Source organism: Parapedobacter indicus (assembly GCF_900113765.1).
Taxonomy (GTDB): Bacteria; Bacteroidota; Bacteroidia; order Sphingobacteriales; family Sphingobacteriaceae; genus Parapedobacter; species Parapedobacter indicus.
Genome location: NZ_FOQO01000002.1, coordinates 386,768 through 407,704, shown reverse-complemented (window position 1 = coordinate 407,704; position 20,937 = coordinate 386,768). Strand labels below are relative to the sequence as shown.

Annotated in this window: 16 protein-coding genes; all 16 read left to right on the top strand. The window is 48.4% G+C overall.

Annotation, left to right across the window (positions count from 1 at the left end):
• The first annotated feature begins 201 nt into the window (after window positions 1-201).
• The 16 genes from BMZ56_RS05330 to BMZ56_RS05250 all read left to right on the top strand — a co-directional run bounded on the left by BMZ56_RS05330 (window position 202) and on the right by BMZ56_RS05250 (window position 20,930).
• Window positions 202-1,425: an NAD(P)/FAD-dependent oxidoreductase gene (locus BMZ56_RS05330; RefSeq protein ID WP_090625131.1), complete on the top strand. Its 1,224-nt coding sequence runs from the start codon at window positions 202-204 to the stop codon at window positions 1,423-1,425.
• Between the two features lie 34 nt (window positions 1,426-1,459).
• Window positions 1,460-3,124 carry a C45 family peptidase gene (locus tag BMZ56_RS05325; protein WP_090625128.1) on the top strand — a complete coding sequence of 555 codons (1,665 nt, stop codon included), beginning with the start codon at window positions 1,460-1,462 and terminating at the stop codon, window positions 3,122-3,124.
• A 12-nt stretch (window positions 3,125-3,136) separates the two neighbouring features.
• The gene (gene flxY, locus BMZ56_RS05320) at window positions 3,137-4,426 is read left to right on the top strand and encodes a flexirubin biosynthesis putative acyl-CoA ligase FlxY (protein WP_090625788.1); all 1,290 of its coding nucleotides are present in this window, start codon (window positions 3,137-3,139) and stop codon (window positions 4,424-4,426) included.
• 75 nt (window positions 4,427-4,501) lie between these two features.
• The gene (locus tag BMZ56_RS05315) at window positions 4,502-5,839 is read left to right on the top strand and encodes a DEAD/DEAH box helicase (RefSeq protein WP_090625125.1); all 1,338 of its coding nucleotides are present in this window, start codon (window positions 4,502-4,504) and stop codon (window positions 5,837-5,839) included.
• The gene (locus BMZ56_RS05310) at window positions 5,836-6,084 is read left to right on the top strand and encodes a hypothetical protein (protein ID WP_090625123.1); all 249 of its coding nucleotides are present in this window, start codon (window positions 5,836-5,838) and stop codon (window positions 6,082-6,084) included. Before BMZ56_RS05315 ends, BMZ56_RS05310 begins: the two co-directional genes overlap by 4 nt.
• 102 nt (window positions 6,085-6,186) lie before the next feature.
• Window positions 6,187-6,537, top strand: coding sequence for a gliding motility protein GldC (gene gldC, locus BMZ56_RS05305; protein WP_090625120.1), 351 nt, complete (start codon window positions 6,187-6,189; stop codon window positions 6,535-6,537).
• Between the two features lie 38 nt (window positions 6,538-6,575).
• Window positions 6,576-6,995 (top strand): EVE domain-containing protein, encoded by a 420-nt coding sequence (locus BMZ56_RS05300; protein WP_090625118.1) that lies wholly within the window; start codon window positions 6,576-6,578, stop codon window positions 6,993-6,995.
• Window positions 6,996-7,023: 28 nt separating this feature from the next.
• Window positions 7,024-8,025 carry a 3-keto-disaccharide hydrolase gene (locus BMZ56_RS05295; protein WP_090625116.1) on the top strand — a complete coding sequence of 334 codons (1,002 nt, stop codon included), beginning with the start codon at window positions 7,024-7,026 and terminating at the stop codon, window positions 8,023-8,025.
• A 75-nt stretch (window positions 8,026-8,100) separates the two neighbouring features.
• Window positions 8,101-8,313 (top strand): hypothetical protein, encoded by a 213-nt coding sequence (locus tag BMZ56_RS05290; RefSeq protein WP_090625112.1) that lies wholly within the window; start codon window positions 8,101-8,103, stop codon window positions 8,311-8,313.
• Between the two features lie 50 nt (window positions 8,314-8,363).
• Window positions 8,364-8,969 carry an RNA polymerase sigma factor gene (locus tag BMZ56_RS05285; protein ID WP_177195039.1) on the top strand — a complete coding sequence of 202 codons (606 nt, stop codon included), beginning with the start codon at window positions 8,364-8,366 and terminating at the stop codon, window positions 8,967-8,969.
• 146 nt (window positions 8,970-9,115) lie between these two features.
• Window positions 9,116-10,123, top strand: a complete 1,008-nt coding sequence (locus BMZ56_RS05280; RefSeq protein WP_090625106.1) for a FecR family protein — start codon at window positions 9,116-9,118, stop codon at window positions 10,121-10,123.
• Window positions 10,124-10,285: 162 nt separating this feature from the next.
• Window positions 10,286-14,104, top strand: coding sequence for a SusC/RagA family TonB-linked outer membrane protein (locus BMZ56_RS05270; protein ID WP_245893087.1), 3,819 nt, complete (start codon window positions 10,286-10,288; stop codon window positions 14,102-14,104).
• A 12-nt stretch (window positions 14,105-14,116) separates the two neighbouring features.
• Complete coding sequence (locus BMZ56_RS05265) at window positions 14,117-15,715, top strand: RagB/SusD family nutrient uptake outer membrane protein (protein ID WP_090625100.1); 1,599 nt, start codon at window positions 14,117-14,119, stop codon at window positions 15,713-15,715.
• Window positions 15,716-15,827: 112 nt separating this feature from the next.
• The gene (locus BMZ56_RS05260; protein ID WP_090625097.1) at window positions 15,828-18,695 is read left to right on the top strand and encodes a glycosyl hydrolase; all 2,868 of its coding nucleotides are present in this window, start codon (window positions 15,828-15,830) and stop codon (window positions 18,693-18,695) included.
• Between the two features lie 11 nt (window positions 18,696-18,706).
• Window positions 18,707-20,185 (top strand): glycoside hydrolase family 28 protein, encoded by a 1,479-nt coding sequence (locus BMZ56_RS05255; protein WP_090625094.1) that lies wholly within the window; start codon window positions 18,707-18,709, stop codon window positions 20,183-20,185.
• A 10-nt stretch (window positions 20,186-20,195) separates the two neighbouring features.
• Window positions 20,196-20,930, top strand: a complete 735-nt coding sequence (locus tag BMZ56_RS05250) for a glycosyl hydrolase family 28 protein (RefSeq protein WP_090625786.1) — start codon at window positions 20,196-20,198, stop codon at window positions 20,928-20,930.
• The last annotated feature ends 7 nt before the right edge of the window (window positions 20,931-20,937 follow it).

Here is a 20,937-nt window from a genome sequence, read left to right as displayed (position 1 = left end):
TCTGAATATGCCCCGAAATTAACCGCAAAAGATGTAATTGCTGATTGCGTAATCTTCGGGGTATATTTCGGGGCTGTTTACGCAGTGCTGTGCGCGCAGTCGGTGATGCGCTAAATTTCGGGGTAAGTACGGAAGATTTCAGAACTTGCTTTTATAGGCAACTTTGCCTAAGTTTGGCCCGTTCATATCCCATTTACAAGAATGATTTCAGAGCACGTTGATGTCTTAGTGATCGGAGCCGGGCCGTCTGGAGCCGTAGCGGCTTCGCTTCTCCATCAGAAAGGAATTAAGGTTAAGGTTGTCGAACGGACCCACTTTCCGCGTTTTGTCATCGGGGAGAGTTTAATACCCCGATGCATGGACCATTTTGATGAGGCCGGGTTTGTCGAAGAAGTGGAAGCAAAAGGATTCGAAAAGAAATTCGGCGCCCGTTTTCTCCGCGGAAGTGAGGTATGCTGGTTTGACTTCAGCCAGAAATTTTCGAAGGGGTGGAATTGGACATGGCAGTTGCCCCGGGCCGACTTTGACAAAACCCTGACCGATGTTTTGCAGCGTCGGGGGGTAGATATTGCGTTTGGCACCACGGTAGAAAATGTGGTGTTCAACGGGACAGATTCATTGACCACGGTGAGCGATGAAGCAGGAAACCGACGGGAAATTCACGCGCGGTTTCTGATCGATTGCAGTGGTTACGGACGTGTATTGCCCCGGCTGCTGGATTTGGACGCACCTTCTTCATTCCCTCCCATGGCAGCAACGTTTGTGCATGTCGACGACGTTCGTCGTCCTTCGGGCGAAGAAGGAACGATGATTACTTTTGATATACTTGATCAAAAGGTTTGGTTTTGGGTGATTCCGTTTTCCGACGGCCGCTCGTCACTGGGGCTGGTTTGCCCTAAGGAGCACCTGGAAGCGTTGGATCAAGGTAATAACGCAGATACGTTTCGGCATATCATCCGCCAATCGGACTACTATCGGGCACGATTTGATGAATTGGAATTTCTGTTTGAACCCAAGAAAATCGTATCCTATGCAAAGGCGGTGAAAAAATTGTATGGCACGGGCTATGCCCTTACGGGCAATAGTGCCGAATTTCTGGATCCGGTATTTTCGTCGGGCGTGTGCTTTGCCACCGAATCAGGTGCATTATCAGCAAAATTGGCTATCAGGCAACTGGCTGGCGAGGTGGTAGACTGGGAACACGAGTACGAAGAACATATGCTTTGGGGTGTCGATGTATTCCGTTCATATATACGCGACTGGTATTCCGGGGATTTACAAAAGTTTATTTTTCATCCGGAAGTCAATGAAGATGTCCGCCGTAAAGTATGTTCGGTTTTAGCAGGATATGTTTGGGACAAGGAAAATCCCTTTGTGAAAAAGCACGATCGCGCGGTAAGGGCGGTAACCCACTTATTGCCGTAAGCTTTCGGTATAATCGTGCGCTAAGCCGTATGTCATGAGGCAAAGAATCTATACGCTTCTCGTAGGATGCTCCTCACTGTTGCTTACAGCTTGTGGTGGTGCCCAGCGATTGCCCACAATGGCATCGTATACGGATCAGGTTGGGAAACGTGAAACGGTATCCGCCGATTTTTATACCATGCCCCACGGAAGGCTGCATAGAAACGACCAGGGTATTTGGGAATTGTATGTATCGGGCGAACCGCTGGAAAGGGGGTTGACCAATGGAATCCTTACCAAAGAACTACTTGACCAGCAGGAAGCAGCGTTTGTTTCCCAGATCCGGGAGTTGGTGCCTTCGCGGTTTCGCCAATGGTTATTACGCGGATTCCTGAAGTTTTTCAATCGCCGGTTAACCGACTACGTGCCGGCTGAATACCAAACGGAGATTTACGGGCTCTCGCGCTCGGCCTCCGATACGTATGATTTTATCGCACCGCCTTACAAACGGCTGCTGTATTTTCACGGTGCTCATGATATCGGACATGCACTGCGGGATTTGGCGCTCGTAGGCTGTACTTCGTTTGCCGCGTGGGGACCACATACGGCTGATGGAAAACTATTAATCGGCCGGAACTTCGATTTTTATGTGGGCGACGCATTTTCTGAGGAGAAAGTGGTGAGCTTCATCCATCCCGACCGGGGGTACAAACACGCGATGGTTACCTGGGCAGGTATGGTAGGTGCGGTATCGGGCATGAATGAGAAAGGACTGACCGTAACCATCAATGCTGGCAAATCCGATTTACCCCATAAAGCCAAGACACCGATATCGCTGGTCGCCCGTGAAATTCTGCAATATGCCGGGACGATTGATGAGGCCATCCGCATTGCCGAACAACGCGAGGTGTTTGTGTCGGAATCGATCATGGTAGGCAGCGCGGCCGATCAGAAAGCCGTGTTGATCGAGGTGTCGCCGAAGAAATTCGGCGTCTATGAAGTGGAGAATAATGCGGATTTGCTGATCTGTGCTAATCATTTTCAAAGCCAGGCTTATGATGGGGATAAAAACAACCTGCAGCAATTGAAGGAAAGTCATTCCACATACCGATTCAAGCGTATCAATCAGCTTATTACCTCGGCACCTCCACTCACTCCTCCGTTGGCGGCTGCTATACTGCGCAACCGTTCGGGGATTGACAATGTCAAACTGGGATATGGAAATGAAAAAGCCATTAATCAGCTTTTGGCCCATCACGCAGTCATCTTTCAGCCCGAAGACCGGTTGCTTTGGGTTTCTGCTAATCCGTATCAACTGGGTGCATTTGTAGCGTACGACTTAAAAACCATATTTTCACGCATGGATACGCTTTCCATCGCATTGCCGGTAGACGAAGCGGGTCTTCGCATCCCAGCGGATTCCTTTGTCTATACCGACGCCTTTAAGAATTATGAAATATTTCGGCACCAAACACGTACCTTGGAGGCCGCTGTAGAAAACGGTGAGCAGATGGCCGATACGCTATTAACCGGTTTCATTGCACGCAATCCGGATTTCTGGAAAGCTCATTTTTTGGTGGGCGAATACTACAGAAGGCACGGGCAGCATACAGAGGCGTTGCATTATTTCCGGGCGGCGATCGGTAAGGAAGTCACGACGGAGCCGGACCGCCGGTTGATTGAGAAACGAATTAGACAGTGTGTACGACGGAGTAAATGAATGCGTGAAAAAATGATACCAGCAATCGAGACAGCAGATAGGGGCACGATTAAGCAGTTTCAGGAGGAGAAACTGCAACAGTTGTTGGCGTATCTTCAAAGCCATTCTGTTTATTATCAGACGTTGTTTAAAAATCATCGTATCGATATCAGGGCGATCCGTTTTCTGGAGGACCTAACGCGGATCCCAATGACCACCAAGGCAGACCTGCAAGATCATAATCCGGCCTTCCGCTGTGTAGATACCACCCAGGTAGCCGACTATGTGACTACGTCCGGCACATCGGGTGATCCGGTGCTCCTGGCCTTAACCGATGGAGATTTGGATCGGCTTGCTTACAATGAGGCATTGTCGTATCAATGCATGGGATTGCAAAGGGGACAATCGTTACAGCTTACTACGACCATCGACCGCCGCTTCATGGCGGGATTAGCTTATTTCCTCGGCGCGCGTAAGGCGGGTATCGGTATCGTACGGGTCGGATCGGGTGTGCCCGAATTGCAGTGGGATACCATCGCCCGGGTGCAGCCCGATGCGTTGGTTTGTGTGCCGTCGTTTTTGCTTAAGATGATCGAATTTGCCGAAGCCAACGGCATTGATTATCGAAAGAGCAGCGTCAAAAAAGCACTCTGCATCGGAGAGCCATTGCGCACTCCCGATTTTACCTTCAATGCGTTGGGGCAGCGCATCCGACGTCATTGGGATATCCAGTTGTTCTCTACCTATGCTTCTACCGAAATGGCCACAGCATTCACGGAATGCGAACAAGGGGTCGGAGGGCACCACCATCCGGCATTGATCATCACCGAGTTTGTGGATAACGATGGTAATCCTGTGCCGGAAGGGCAGTCCGGCGAACTGGTGATTACGACGTTGGGTGTGGAAGGGATGCCTTTATTGCGGTTCAAGACCGGTGATATTGTGCAGCCGTATTACGAGCCCTGTGCATGTGGGCGCACCACCCTACGGCTCGGACCCGTTATCGGTCGCAAAAACCAAATGGTCAAATACAAAGGGACGACACTTTATCCGCCCGTGCTGTTCGATTTGTTGAACGACTTTGAGGAGGTGGAAAATTATGTGGTTGAAATCTCGTCGGATGAGTTCGGCGAAGACGAAATCACGGTGAAGGTCGGAGTGGAACGTGCTTCGGAAGATCTGCTACTCAAAATCAAAGATCGTTTCCGGGCCAAACTACGGGTAAGCCCTAGGATTGTGTTTGCCTCCATCCAGGAAATCAACCGGATTAAATTTCCCGAAAATTCACGGAAGAGTGTGACACTTGTCGATTACCGGAAGTGATGTCAGTGGTGATTGTTCAAAGGTAGTAAACATTGCATCATTTGGGGCGTGGCTTCGTTTTCTTATCTTTGCCCAATGGAGCGGAAGACCTTTGCGGATTTTAAGTTTAATAAACAGATCCTTAGTGCGATTGAGGAAGCAGGTTACACAAATCCCACCCCAATCCAGCAAAAAGCCATTCCGCCGATACTGGCCGGGCAGGATGTAATGGGCATTGCACAAACGGGTACGGGCAAAACCGCCGCCTTTGTGTTGCCTATCCTAATGAAGCTGAAATATGCGCAGGGAAAAGATGCCCGGGCACTCATCCTTTCGCCTACCCGCGAACTGGCCTTGCAAATCGAGGAGAATATCCGCTTGTTCGCGACCTATACCGATTTGCGTACGGTGGTACTGTACGGCGGATTGGGGCCCAAAACCCAGCTATCGGAATTGGAAAAGGGGGTAGACATTCTCGTTGCTACACCCGGAAGATTTTTAGACCTCTATCTTGCCGGCCACCTCGTGACCAAGTCCCTGAATGTCTTGGTGATGGACGAGGCGGACAAGATGATGGATATGGGATTTATCGGGAAATTGCATCGTATATTGGAAGTGGTTCCGCGTAAACGGCAGAATTTGTTGTTTTCGGCGACCATGAGCGAATTGGTGCATAAGATCGCAGGCGATTTCCTGGCCTTTCCTACCGTTGTGGAAGTGACAGAACAGGCGACGCCGGCACAGACGGTCACACAAGCGCTTTACTACGTACCCAATTTAAAAACTAAGATCAATCTGCTGCAATACCTGTTAAAAGACGACGACACATTAAACCGGCTGATTATATTCTGCAAAACCAAAACCGTGGCGGATAATGTTTTTCATTTCCTCGAACGTAGGTATGGTGCGGAAAGCGTACGGGTAATCCATGCAAACAAAGGGCAGAACACGCGGATCAATTCCATTCAAGCGTTTAAAGACGGGGCCATCCGGATATTGGTAGCGACCGATGTCGCCGCGCGGGGGCTAGATGTCAGTAATGTCAGCCATGTGATCAACTTCGATGTGCCGATTGTGATCGAAGATTATGTGCACCGGATCGGCCGCACAGGCAGGGCATCCCAAAAAGGTGATGCCATCACTTTCTGCAACCCCGCGGAGGAATATTACATCCGGAAAATCGAAAAATTGATCCGCCAGCAAATTCCTAGGGTGGATATTCCCGAAGGCGTATTTGTTGAAAAAACGGATTTCGAAGAGCGGCAGGCCCTGGCACGCGAAATCGACGCACAGAAAAGGAAAGATGATCCGGAATTCAAGGGGGCGTTCCATGAAAAGAAAGTAGCTAACCAAAAAACGAGTAAACGGGGGCGTAACGATAAAAAACGCAGTGGTTCAGCCCGCAATTCGAACCGGAGTAGAAAGAAACAATGAAGAAGCTGAGAATCACCCCGTTGAATATCACGTCTGCGCTACTGATGACCTGGCTGCTGGCGCAGGTTATCACGGATGCGATTGCTATCGGTACCATTGGCTGGATTTTCTTACTTTTGTTGGTCTTGGTGGTGGCTGACCAGTTTTTCAGGCTGATGTTGCGTGACCTGAAACGTGTATGGATTGCAGAAGGGATTTTCGTGGTGTTTGTGGTGTTGGCGATCTGGATATTGAGAGCATGGTGATTTAAAAAAACGAAATATGAAACCGTCATTATTTTCAAAAATCACTCAGAGAAATAATTAAATCATGACAGCTTCATCGCCGATAAAAACAAATTTAATAGGATGAAAAAAGCAGAAATAAAACTAACGATCGAACTGGACGACAATAACGTACCGGATAGCATTACCTGGGAATCTACCGACGGGGAGAATAAGGAAGCGCTGCCTGCAAAAGCATTGTTTTTAGCCTTGTGGGATCACAATTATAAAAACTCGCTGCGTATCGATTTATGGACGAAGGATATGCCGTTGGATGAAATGAAAAGGTTTTTCTATGAAACTTTGCAGACTTTGGGCGATACGTTTGTCCGGGCTTCGGGCGACGACGAAATGGCAAAGGCTGTGATCGGCGACCTGCGCGACTATTGCGATCATTTTGCAGAAAAGATGGAAGTAACCCAAAAGCAGAATTAGCAAGACGCAAATTTGCAGAACCGCAAAAAAGTAAAACAATGAATCATTTCTTAGTTAAATCAGAACCTTTCAAATACAGTTGGGAGAAGTTTCTCAAGGACAAACAGACTTTTTGGGACGGGGTGCGCAACTATCAGGCACGTAATACGCTGCAAGCCATGAAAAAGGGCGATCTGGTGTTGTTTTATCACAGCAACGAGGGTAAGGAAGTGGTAGGGATTGCCAAAGTCGTCAAGGAATACTACCAAGACCCCACCACTGCTGATGAGCGGTGGGTGGTAGTGGATCTGGCTCCGGTAGAAACCTTGAAGAAGCCGGTTACACTTGAAACGATTAAAGCCGATCCGCTGCTTCAGGATATCGCACTGGTTCGTCAGGGGCGCTTATCGGTTATGCCGCTTAAGCAAGAGGAGTTTGATCGAATCGTCGCGTTAGGTACTGGAAATTTTGTAGATTAGCACCCTGATATGAATTAAACCTATAGATATGCTGAAACAATGTGCAAAATATGGCCCCTTGATCGGTCTGTTGACAATGGGCATGATGTCGTGCAATAACGAAACTTCAACGCAGAAACAGGAAGAAGAGATACATAACGCGGCGACACAGGTCGTGCCCGAGGAAGCGGAAGGGGTGATCGGGCGGTGGGATATCACCGTAGATAAAGACGGCAAAGAAGTTCCTTCCTGGTTGGAAGTCGATTTGTCGGGTTTCGATGTGTTAGTCGGTGCCTTTGTCGCCGATGCGGGAAGTAGCCGCCCAGTCTCCCATATTACGCTAAAAGACGGAGTGTTTTCATTCCAGATTCCACCACAGTGGGAAGGCGGCGGCGGATTGTTTACCGTTGAAGGGAAGCTGGAAGGAGATGGGATAACCGGTACAATCACAACCAACAAAGGAAATACATTCAACTTTACTGGAGTTAAAGCGCCTTATCTGGTTAGAACGGGCGATGCAACGTGGGGCGAACCGATCGACCTGTTCAACGGGAAGGACCTAACCGGGTGGAAAACTTCCGGTGATAATAGTCAATGGGTGGTTGAAGACGGTATATTGATCAATAAAGAAAGCGGAGCCAACCTCATCAGCGAGCAGCAATTTGAGGATTTTAAACTGGTGGCCGAATTCCGTTATAAAGAAGGAGCCAATTCGGGTATTTATTTGCGTGGACGTTATGAGGTGCAGATTGAAGATTCCCCGAAAGACAGGCATCCCGGGTCGCATTATTTCGGAGGCGTGTATGGTTTCTTGACGCCCAGTGAAATGGCAACGTTGGGTCCAAATGAGTGGAATAGATATGAAATCACCCTGCGGGGCCGCATGGTCACCATAGTGGCCAATGGCAAAACAATTATCAGTAACCAGGAAATCCCCGGAATTACCGGCGGTGCGCTGGACAGTCATGAAGGGGAGCCTGGGCCGATTTACATACAGGGAGATCATACGGGAGTTGAATTCCGGAAAATAACGATAACACCGGCGAAATAACCTGCCTTCGGTTGGCTAACCAACCAAACATTTTCCGATTGTCATTGTTGATTACTCCAAACAAACAGTAATCAAATGGCAAGGACAATCGGAATTATCTTGATCATCATCGGCATCGTCATGCTGGTATGGACTGGCTTTTCATTTACACGTGAAGAAAAGGTGGTTGATATTGGAGCATTGGAGATTTCGGCAGATAAAAAAGAACAGGTCAACTGGCCGCCTTATGTAGGGGGCGTGATCTTAGTAGCTGGTGTGGTGCTAGTGCTGGTTCCGCGCCGGAAATAGCTGCACGGGAGAGATTCCTCAAACACGGAAATATCCTTACCTTCGTAGTCGTGAAGAGAGACTACGCAATCTTGACTGATCAACAATTAGCTTCGTTGCTGCAAGCAGGTGACTCCAATGCGTTTAAGCTCATTTACGATCGGTTTTGGAACAAGCTGCTTGTCGTGGCCGCTAAACGATTGGGAAGTATGCCGGAAGCCGAGGAAGTGGTGCAAGATATCTTTCTGAATCTTTGGCGTAAACGCGAGACGTTTACGTTAAAAGCCTCGTTTGAGAATTATTTGGCGGTAGCCGTTAAGTTTGAGATTATTAATCGCCGGGCGAAACGCATGCGGGAGAACACGTTGCGTGTCGAATTGGGGTCGCTGTGGCCGCCGGTGAGCGACGATAAAGCCAGTTTCGATCTGGCATATCTCCAGCAACAATTAGAACAAACCGTTAATAGCCTTCCCCCAAAATGCCAACTCGTCTTCCGTCTCAGTCGCGACGACGATTATACGAACAAACAAATTGCGCAGGAATTGGGAGTGACCGAAAAGGCGGTTGAAAAGCATATTTCCAAAGCATTAAAGGTGCTGCGCAAACGTCTTGGTAACTATTATACGGGATGCACGATAAAATTCGGGTTTGCTCGCGAAGTAGGGTTTTGTGGCTAAAAAAGTCACGTAAAGGCGCAGAGCCGCGAAGCGGTTTTCTTTAGTGTCGTGGCGACTTTGCGGGAAAAAATAGAAAAGCACAAAAAAAAATCAATAAAAGGTAGGGTCATGCTGGTTTTTCTTGGCTATATAAGAAAAGCCAGGAAATGACCCCACAGGAAGTCAATCGATTAGCAAAAAAATGGCAGGAAGGTACAATAGGTGCTGAAGAGCGGGAGAGGTTTGAGCAATGGTACCATTCGTTTGACGATACGAAGCTTGAAATTGATTCCGATGAAGGGGAGACCTTGATGAGAACCCGTCTTTATCGGCAAATCGAGGCGTCGGGAATGATAACCGATGATCGACGCCTAGCTAGCCGTGCGGTATGGTGGCGCTATTCTGCTGCCGCCGCTTTGTTGTTCACACTTTTTCTTTTTTATTGGAATCATCAGAATGCATTCAATGATCGCCCATGGATTACCCATATACGTGTTCATGCCGGAGCTACCATTAAGCAAGAGATTTTGCCCGATGGATCCATTATCTGGTTAAAACCCGGTGCCTCCCTCCATTACCTAAAAACTTTCGATACACGTAATGTGGAGTTGACGGGAGAGGCCCTGTTTGAAGTATCCAAAATAGCCGGTCGGCCCTTCAGCGTCCGGGTGGGAGATTATGTGGCTACCGTATTGGGCACAAGTTTCAATATCCGGCAATCGGACAACCAGAAGGATATGGAAGTGGTGGTGCTTACCGGAAAGGTAGCCGTCAGCAAACAACAGCGACAGTCGGAACATAAAACTCAAACAACAAAGACTACCACGGAAGTTGTGTTGATGTCCAGCCAACGGTTGAAGACCAGCGGTGGATTGAGACCGGATGCGGAGCCCGTGGAGACGCTTGATCTGCTGCAAGAAAATGAATATACACAAGGTACCGCCTATAACATGTGGTTTGATGATACGCCTTTTAAGGAAGTTGCACGCCGCATTTCGATGAAATTCGGTGTTACCGTGGAAGTGGAGGGAGATCGTTACAGCACGTGCCGGATCAGTGCAAACCTCAGCGATCAACCGCTTGAATACAGCATGGAGTTGGTAGCCGCCGCACTGGGGGCTCAATACAAGCAGGAAAAAAATAAAATCATACTGAAAGGAGGAGGCTGCCTATGATTTGATGGATACACCCTTATCAATCACAAGGAGTGAAACCAAGTTATGATATCCCAAAAAGAGTCCGGATTCTGGCTGCAACCGGAACCCGGACGGTGGTTCAATAAAATGTAGTACTTTATCTTGGGAACTGACAATTCCCAACCAAACCGAAACAAAAATATGAAAATCCAATTGTATGGAAAAGCCATACTGTGGCATATGATCCGTATTACTTTCTTTTATATGATTGCGTTGCTGTTAGGAGGAGGGCTGTTGTATGCCGATCCTGCTGATGCTCAGTCATTAAAGCGACGCATAGATCTTACGATCGAAAATAGACCGATTACACAAGTACTCCGTCAGATCGAGGAGCAAACAGATATCCGCTTTATTTATACCAATAATCTATTGGACGGAGCAGAAAATGTGACACTCGATGTGCAACGGCAACTAGCCTCTGATGTGTTGAACACGTTATTCGCTCCGCTCGCGATCCAATACGAGGAAAAGGACCGGGGGTATGTGGTACTAAAGAAACGTAGCGAAACGCAAGCGGTACTCGCTCTGCTATCGTCGTTATCGGCTAAAGCACCGAACCATAGTCTTGTAATCCAGCAGTCTGTAGTGACCGGCAAAGTGGTGTCCACCGTGGATGGTCAACCCCTGGAAGGAGTAACGGTGACCAACAAACGCACCGGATTGCATGCGGTTACCGATGGAAGTGGCGCTTACCGAATTACAGCGATAGCCAGTGACATATTGGTTTTTTCGTTTATTGGTTACAAGGAACGGGAGGAGGCAGCGAACCCCGACATGGTGATCCAATTGGAGGAAATGAGCACCGGCCTGGATGAGGTAGTTGTGGTGGCTTATGGAACAACCAAAAAGCGGGATCTGACAGGATCGGTTTCCACGGTTGATTCGAAAGCGCTTACCAATCAGTCGAATTCAACGGTAAGTAGGGCATTGGAAGGGGCAGCGCCCGGTATTCAGGTGTCAGCTGTTGATGGCCAACCGGGAGTAGACATGGGAATCCGAGTTCGGGGTCTGGGATCCGCGAGCCAAAATACGTCTAACGCATTGGTCGTTATCGACGGTGTTCCAGCCCAGAACGACAACCCATTATCAACAATTAATCCAAAAGATATCGAGAATGTCACCATCTTAAAAGATGCGGCTTCTACCGCATTATACGGCTCACGTGGGGCAAACGGCGTGGTGTTGATTACGACAAAACGGGGGAATAAAGGCGTGCCGAGGATTTCCTTTGAAGGAAAAACAGGTGTGAACCAGGTCGGGCCGTATCAGTTCGACAAAATAGCCGATCCAAAGGACCTCTATGAGTTTGCCTGGCTTTCGATCTACAACTCGGTGCGATATGGAGTAGACGGATCGGGCATTTCCAAAGGATACACCACCAATGTCCAAAATCCCAACATGAGTCATCAAGATGCCGCTGAATTTGCCAGTGCGCATTTGTTCGATTACGTCGGATCAACCTCCAATTTCCAGCGGAACAACTTAGGCAATTGGATGCTTTATGACGTTCCCGGTGCGGTGTATACGCCTAAGGGCTCCGGAGCATCCGCGAGTTCCACAATGTCTGGAGCCTATCTGGTTAATCCCGATGGAAAGCTGAATCCGAATGCTAAACTGCTTTATGACGAAAATTACGACAAATACCTGCTTGAAAATAAATTGCGGCAGGAATATAACCTTTCCGCTTCCGGAGGCACCGATCGTGTAAATTATTTCTTCTCTGGAGGTTATTTGGAAGATCCATCTTATATTCGGGGATCTGCCTTTGAACGATATAACGCCAGGGCCAACGTAGATGCACAATTATTTGATTGGCTGAAAGTTGGTACGAATGTAGGTTTTGCGAACCGCACCACACAGTCGCCCGCAACACGTTTTGGAAGAAATCCGGGCAGCGCGGTAGCCAATGTTTTCCGGTTTATCAATGGGCAAAATCAGTTGACGCAGTTGTATGCACACGACCAATCGGGCAACGTAGTGATGGAAAACGGGACAAAAAAGGTACATGTACTGGCGGGCGACACCTATTCACCGCTTGGGCCTACATCGTCAGCGTTGTCTACGACCAATATCCTCACCGTATTGGATAACGATATGGATGTTCGGGTATCTGATGACTGGAATACAAGAACGTATGGTCAGATCAACTTCCTCAAAGATTTCACATTTACAGTGAATTTCTCGCTGGATAAGTACAACGAACGGAGAACTCGTTATTGGAACAGTGAGTCGGGGCAGGCCGCTGGTGTAGGTGCCTTTGGTAAAGTCTTTTCAACGGTAACCATTCTGAATACACAACAACTGCTTAATTACAACAAAGTGAGCGGTGCACATTCCGTAGAAGCCTTGTTGGGTCATGAGTACGATTCGTTCAATTTTGAAGGGTTGAATTACAATTCTTCTTACGGATTGATCGATAACTTCCCGAGTTTCGTCAATTTCGTTGGTCGATACAACGGCGGCACGTTTTCCAGCCCCGGCGGCTCATTGGATACACGTCGGATGGAAAGCTATTTCGGTCGCGTCAATTATATCTACGACGATCGGTATTACGCGCAGGCGTCGGTCAGAAGGGACGGCTCTTCCAAGTTTAAACTGAAAGACAAGCGTTGGGGAACGTTTTGGTCAGTTGGCGCAGGATGGCGTATCAATGGCGAAAGTTTCATGGAAGACACCCGTGGCTGGTTGGATATCCTCAAACTCCGGGCTAGCTACGGTGTGATTGGGAATCAGAATGGCATCGCCAACTATTCCGGATATCAGACATGGGGATACGGTGCTACGTATACAGAAACCACTAGTGGAACCGGCATTCCTGCGTCTTATACACTGACACTGAATGGGTATGTAAATGATCAATTGACATGGGAAAATATCAATACGTTCGACGGCGGTATCGATTTCGGCCTTCTGGGTCGCGTACGCGGATCGGTTGATTTTTACAATCGCACGACGGAGAATGCGATCTGGAGCCAACCCATTGCTTATTCAAAGGGGCAGTCATCCATCTCTACCAACTCGGCTAAGTTGAATAACCGTGGCTATGAAGTCGAGCTTTCGGTTGATATCATTCGTAACGCTGACTGGGGCTGGACCGTTTCAACCAACGGAACACATTATAAAACGGTATTGAAGGCCGTCCCGGATGGCGTGGGATCCGATGCATTGAATGGTAATTGGACTTCAGGAATCGATGGATGGTCGGCCGCAGGCACGGGATCCGTAGGCAACATTACCTATTTAAGAGGTATCGATAAGGACTATTTCAATATGTACCTTTACAAGTACGGAGGAGTGGATCAAGCGACCGGATTGCCCTTATTCTACCATCAGGTTACCCAAGCGGAGGCAAGTGCTGGCTTGTATCCCGACTACCAAGTGGGGGAGAGCTTCACGACAACCGACTATTCCCTTGCCAGTCGGTATGAAATGGGAAGTGCTTTGCCAGATTGGATTGGCGGATTCAGCACTACACTGCGTTACAAAAACTTCGATCTATACGGTGCCTTAGCCTATCAACTGGGCGGAAAGTTTTTGAGCACCGAGTATGCAAATAACCTGTATGTCAGTGAAAATCCAGGCAGTGCAATTTCTGCCGAGTTGATCGGAAACACCTGGACACCGGAAAATACATCGGCGAAATTTCCCATGCTTATGTATGGGAACACCTATGGAAACGGCTCAACCATTGGTAGCTGGATGTATACCGATATGGCAATGTTCAGCGCTTCGTATTTGAGTTTCAAGAATATCACCATTGGGTACACCTTTCCCGAAACGTGGTTGAGTAAGTATAAGGTAAAAAGGCTGAGAATTTTTGCATCCGGAGACAACCTACTGATGTTTACTTCTCACTCCGGCATTGACCCCCGCCAATCATTGGTGGGTGGATGGGAAGTCGGCGCCTACTCATACCCGACCATGCGTACTTTTTCTGGCGGCATTAATTTGGAATTTTAAGACAAAAGAAACATGAAAAAGATTTTGATATATCTGCTTGGGGGAATGGTTATGGTATCATGCAGCAAAAAACTGGACGTGGCACCTCCCAATAATATCACAGATGAACAGATTCAGGAACTCTTAAGGAGCGGTGACGAAGAAACCATTGAATTGGTTTTAGGGGGTATGGCAAACAATATGCCTCGGATGGTTAATTTTAGTGGGATAAACGGTACCGGTACCGCCGATGGAAGATATCGGAGTGTGCAAGGACTGGATGTGATGCGTAACCTCGAAGGAAACGATATTGTATTTGCCGACCGGACCCTCAATATGTTCGGCTCGGATGAATACAACTTGCTCGATTTTACATCCGCGTCGTCGGATAAGAACTCCCCCTATTGGTTTTATGCATGGAGCGCGATCACGACGGCCAATAAAATGTTGAACTACCTGGACGATGCGACGGTAGGTAGCAACGGTAAATTGCAGGAGTTCAAAGCACGGGGCCTGGTTTTGCGGGCCTATGCATACAACTACTTGATGGAAAATTATCAAGTTGCATATTTGCAGGGAGGACAGGAAAAACTGGGCATGCCTTTGTATGATTTTTATTCCCCTGTTCAGGAAAGTAAAGCACGAGCAAGTGCCACTGAAACCTATGATTTTATTAAGAAAGATCTGACGGAAGCGATTCGGTTGCTGGAGGAAGCGGGCGTGGGGTACACAACAGAGCTTGCTGATTTTGATTTAGGTGTGGCGAAGTTTATTTTAGCTCGTGTCGCGCTATGGACCGGTGATTGGGCAACTGTCATCAGCCACTCGAATGATATTCTCACTCAATACCCGAATTTCATGGGCGAGTCTGTGTACGGCGGTAAAAACACAGGAACGAATAGCAATCCGGTACTGAGACCGGAGGAAAATGGATTCCTAAACAACGAGGTGAATCCCGAGGTCATCTTTGGCTTTCCGCTGGGCGAGGCGCTGACGGCGCATAATTCCTGGATGAATTGTTTTGCCGAAGGGTACGGCGGCTTGAGCCAAGGATTTCAACGGATCGATAATCGTCTCTATGACCTGATATCAAGCTCGGATTATCGCAAGGAGGGATTCATGGCGGAATCGTGGGGTGATTATACCTATCCGACGAATGGTGACCAGCGCACCATACCTACTCTTACTAATCTGAAATTTGCCGCAACACATGGTTTGGGCAGCGACGACAAAAAAAATGTCGGAACCGTTACTTGTTATTATATGCGGTCATCGGAGGTGTTGTTGATGAAAGCCGAAGCACAGGCGCAAAGCGGAGACGGAGCCGGTGCAGAGGAGACGTTGGATATTTTATTGGCTGCCCGGACAAAATCCGGATCATCAACATTGACCTGTGATAATTACCCCGCCATGGCTGGATTATCTGCATTGGAAAAGGTCCAGTTGCAATCGCGGATTGAGTTGTGGGGTGAAGGCGGGCGCGAATTCTACAACAACAAACGGTGGAACATCGAAGTAAATCGTGCCGCTTCCACGAATCACGTGGATAAATCTACATACCCCGTCTCCAAAATGACTCTGCAGATCCCATTGGACGAAATTATGTACAACGATAAAATGGTGCAGAATTGACAGATCCTATTCGCAACGGTCTCGTTTCGTAAGTTTTAGTAAGGAAGGGGGATCCAATCCCCCTTCCTGTTATAAAGCGCCCATTCTGTAAAAATGTGTAGTAAAATCGAATATGGATAGAAGATCTTTTTTAGTGACCAGCTCAGTACTTGGTTCATCGTTGTTATGGCTGAATCATAAGAATGCGAACGCCCTGACCGGCTTTTCCGCTGCCAAGCGGGATTTATTCCAGGTATTTCAGGAACCAGACAGCGGATACAGGCCGTTTGTGAGGTGGTGGTGGAATGGAAATAAGGTGGATAAGGCAGAAATACTCCGGGAGCTGAGGTTGCTGAAGGACGCGGGCATCGGAGGGGTTGAGATCAATCCGATTTCGTTTCCGGACCGTGCCGATGACATGGGAATCAAATCGCTCCGGTGGCTTAGCGACGAGTGGATTGATTTGGTGAAATATGCGGCAGAACAGGCGCGAGCACTGGGAATGACCGCAGATCTCATCGTCGGCTCGGGTTGGCCCTTCGGTTCGGAAGATCTCAAGGAAGAAGAGACGGCCCAAGTGGTACTTGTTTACGCCGAAGAAATTGAGGGCCCGACAACGTATCGGGCAAAACCTTTTCATTTTTTCAGTGCTGTGGACCCCGGTGTGACGGATAAAAATGCCTTGAGAAACCCGGAATTGCTGGCGTTGAAGCTGGCAAAAAATCCGATCGGGTCCTTGGATGACGTCACGGATCTATCCGACGAAATCGGAAAGCAGGAAATGGTTATTGATATTCCGGAAGGTAAACACGTATTGTATGCCCTGGTGAAATTCAATGCATTTGCGGCGGTCATAAACGGTGCGCCGGGTGCCGCCGGTTCCATTTTGAACCACATGGACCGGGAGGCGGTAAACAGGTATCTACATCGGATGTCGGATACCATGCAAAACCGAATTGGCCCATTGAAGAACTACCTCAGGGCACTGTTTACAGATAGCATGGAACTGGAGGGAAGCAATTGGACGGCAGATTTCGCCGCCGAATTTGAGAAGCGGTGTGGTTATGATCTGATGCCGTATCTGCCGTTTATTCTGTTTAAAGTAGGGCGACTGGGGGCAGTAGTTGATGAGAACTACGGAGCTAAAAAAACGGAAGCGTTCAACGAGTTGCTCAGTCGTGTGCGCTTCGATTATGAGTTTACCAAAGCCTGCATACTGAAGGAGCGATTTACAGATACCTACGTGGGGTGGTGCCGTGACCTCGGGGTCAAGTCGCGGGCCCAGGCATACGGACGCGGATTCTTTCCGCTGGAGAGCAGCCTGGAGTATGACATCCCGGAAGGAGAATCCTGGACAACGAACTACCTGAGACACAAATTGGGTGAAGAGATGTCCAATGAAGATTACCGGAGAGGACGGGGCTATACCATGATCGATAAGTACGTTTCTTCCGCTGCACATTTAAAGGGGAAGCGGGTGGTAAGCTGCGAAGAGATGACCAATACGTACCTGGTTTTCAATGCGACTTTGGAGTTGTTGAAGCGGGGATCAGACCAAGCCGTCATGGCGGGCATTACCCATTCGGTGTGGCACGGATTCAATTATTCGCCAAAAGAAGCGCCTTTTCCCGGGTGGATACAGTATGGGTCCTATTACAGCGAAAAAAATAATTGGTGGCCGTATTTCAACTACCTGAACGATTATAAGGCACGGCTATCATCGCAGCTGCAAAATGGCGATTACTTTGCCGACATGGCGATTCTGCCGGCAAACTATGACCTTTGGGCGAATCATGGCGTGCAAACGGATCCATTCCCCGAAAAACTAAATGTGCCCTACACCTCGTTATTATGGGAAGCGATCAATAAGAACGGTGGAAGTGCAGACTATCTAACTGAAATGGTATTGGGTGATTGTACCGTTTCCGATGGCAAGCTCTGTTACGGCAAACGGCAGTATGCTGTGCTTTTCCTGCCCGGTGTAACCAGCATGGCAGCGTCTTCGCTTGAAAAAATTTATCAATTTGTCCAAAGCGGTGGCCGGGTATTTTGCATAGACCGGTTGCCCGAAAAAGGACTGGGCTTGAAAGGACTAACCGACGAAGACACGGCCGTGAAGGAATGGGTGTCCAAACTCCAGGCTTTCTCTCAGCGTTTTGTGCTGCTTGACAAACCGGCTGATGGTGATTTTTTGACGTGGTATACGACGATATCGGTTACCCATGGATTGCCTTCTTACCTGAAAATCGAGGTTCCGGATAGTTATTTCATGCAGATCCGCTATCGTCGCGACGATGGCAGTGAGCTGTTCTTTTTTCAGAACGCCCACCGGTACAATTCGCATGTTACCAACGTCGTTTTTGCGGAAGCGATAGCCGGAAAAAGGACGTGCTGGGTATGGGATTTGGAGAAAGGAGAACGATATCGGGTAGAACTGAATCCCGATCGGTCTATCCAACTTGACCTGGGCCCCAGTGAATCGTTGATGTTGGTGTTTGATACCCATCGGAAGGGCAAAAAATGGAAACCCATTCCCATAACCGGCACGGAAATACAAACGTTGGACAACACGTGGGAAGTGGTGCTTCAACATCGTCAGGAATCGACCGAACGGACGATTGAACTCGACAAGCTTGTCGATTTTAAAGAGCGGGAGGACCTGGTCCATTTCTCAGGTACCGCCATTTACCGGAGGAAAGTCCGGATCAGCGATGCTGCAGCGTATGCCCTAAACCTGGGACGTGTAGAGGGAATTGCTGACGTTTATGTAAACGGAACGCAGGTAGGGGTAAAATGGTCGGGTCGCAGATTGTTTGATTTATCTGGCGTATTGAAGCGAGGCGATAACCTCTTGGAGATTCACGTGGTTACGACCATGGGTAATTACCTGAAAACGTTGACAGATAACGAAATTGCGCAATTCTGGGTCAATAGGAAAGGCCGGGAGCAGGAAATCCAATCCATGGGGATGATTGGGCCGGTAACGTTATATCAAATTTAAGTACGTAATTGATGAATAAATTATTTCTCGTTGTTTTTGTAGTAATTTTCCAATGGTGCCGTGCGCAGGATTTTGAGGCGGCCGACTTTGGTGTTTTGGCAGATGGACAGACATTGAACACGCGGTCTATTCAGGCGGCGATCGATCATGTCCATGAAAAAGGAGGTGGGAGGTTGGTATTTAGTGCCGGCAATTATGTGACGGGTACCATTTACCTGAAATCGAATGTCACCCTTCATCTGGAGGAAGGAGCCAGCTTGTTGGGGTCGAATAATCCGTTTGACTACGTCAAGGATCCATACGTGAACTGGCAGTCGATGATCTTTGCAATTAAACAGCAACATATCGGTATTACCGGTAAAGGAACGATCAACGGAAGAGGTTTTCAGACCGCTATCAATGCGGTACAGAATGTGCACCGGGGGATCGTTGAAGATGAACTGAAACTGGATCGTGTACGCGAATGGAACAGGCCTGAAAACATCTATTTCCGCGAATGTGAGGATGTCACGATTCAGGACATTACGCTGAGGGACCCCGGCAGCTGGAACCAAACGTATGACCAGTGTGTCAACCTGCTCGTAGAGCGGATCAAGGTAGACAGCAAGTCGTATTGGAATAACGACGGAATAGACATTGTTGATTGTAGAAACGTCGTCATCAGGGACAGTTATTTTGATGCGGCCGACGATGCGATCTGTTTCAAATCCCACGATGCCAACGCCTTTTGTGACAACATCCTGGTCGAAAATTGCGTGGCGCGTTCAAGCGCAAGTGCACTCAAATTCGGAACCGTTTCCCGGGGTGGATTCAAGAATTTCGTCGTACGGAACCTGACCGTTTACGATACGTATCGCTCGGCCATCACCTTTGCAGCGGTCGACGGAGGCTTTGTCGAAAACATTTTGGTTGACGGTGTGCGTTCAATCAACACCGGCAACGTGATTTTTCTTCGCATTGGCGACCGTTGGAGCAAAGGGAAGAAGCCCTATATGAAGGACATTACCATCAAGAATGTGTATGCGGAAGTGCCCCTCGAGAAGCCGGATGCCGGCTATAATTACGAAGGGCCCATCGAGGATCTGCCGCGGAATATTTCTCCTGCAAGTATCGTAGGACTACCTCAATACAAAATAGAAAACGTGCGGATGGAGAACATTGAAATTGTTTACCCGGGCGGTGGCAATCCGCTGTATGCCTATCGGGGCATTACCGCGGCCGACCTGGACAGCATCCCCGAAATGGCCGATAAGTACCCTGAATTTTCGCAGTTTAAGGAATTGCCGGCCTGGGGATTTTATATCCGGCACGCAAAAAATATCGACTTTAAGAATGTGACTTTCAAAGCGGCCCGTAAAGACTACAGACCTGCGATCGTGACCGACGATTTAACCGGCGGAACGTGGACCGACGTGCGTTTCGAGGAGCCGCAGTCCGAAGAGAAGAAACAGTATATTTTCCATAACTCCCAAAACGTTAATGTTGATTAAGCCCGAAGCTATGAAGAGAATTGCCTATTTATCGTTGTTTTTTCTGATGGGAGCCAACGTACAAGCAAATGAGTACAATGCTTCGCTTTTCGGCTGCAAGTCGGATGGAGTTACCAACAACACCAGTTCCATCCAGTATGCCATTGATTTTATTGCGAACGAAGGGGGCGGTACCCTGCATTTTTACGTGGGCAGATACCTCACCGGTTCGTTTGAACTGAAATCCAATGTGACCATCGAATTGCACGAGGGTGCGGTACTTTTGGCCAGTCCGAATGTGTATGATTACCTGGATTATTCGGGTAGCCGGGCATTGATTTATGCCAATGGCCAATCGAATATCAAGATACAGGGGAAGGGGGTCATCCAGGGACAGGTGCCGCTGTTTACCGCGAATATGGAAACGCTGGTGTCGAAAGGCATTATGGGAAGGGATAGTAAGCAGTTACTGCCCGATCTGATACGGATGGAGAACTCCAAGCAGGTATCGGTGGATGGAATCATGCTGCTGAACGGCCTGGAAAACGTTCAATCTTACGTGGGATGTACGCAATTAACGCTTTCCAATCAGATCATCAAAAGCAACGTCTATGAAAGCAGCACGGGGATTTTCCTGTCTTCCTGCTCGGGGGTGGAGCTGCGCGCGCTGTATGTCGATGCATCGGGCAAAGCGTTGCGTGAAGTGGGAAAAAATGAAATCCGCATTCAGGAAAATTGCGTGACACCTAATGGAAAAAAGCTATAAAATGAAC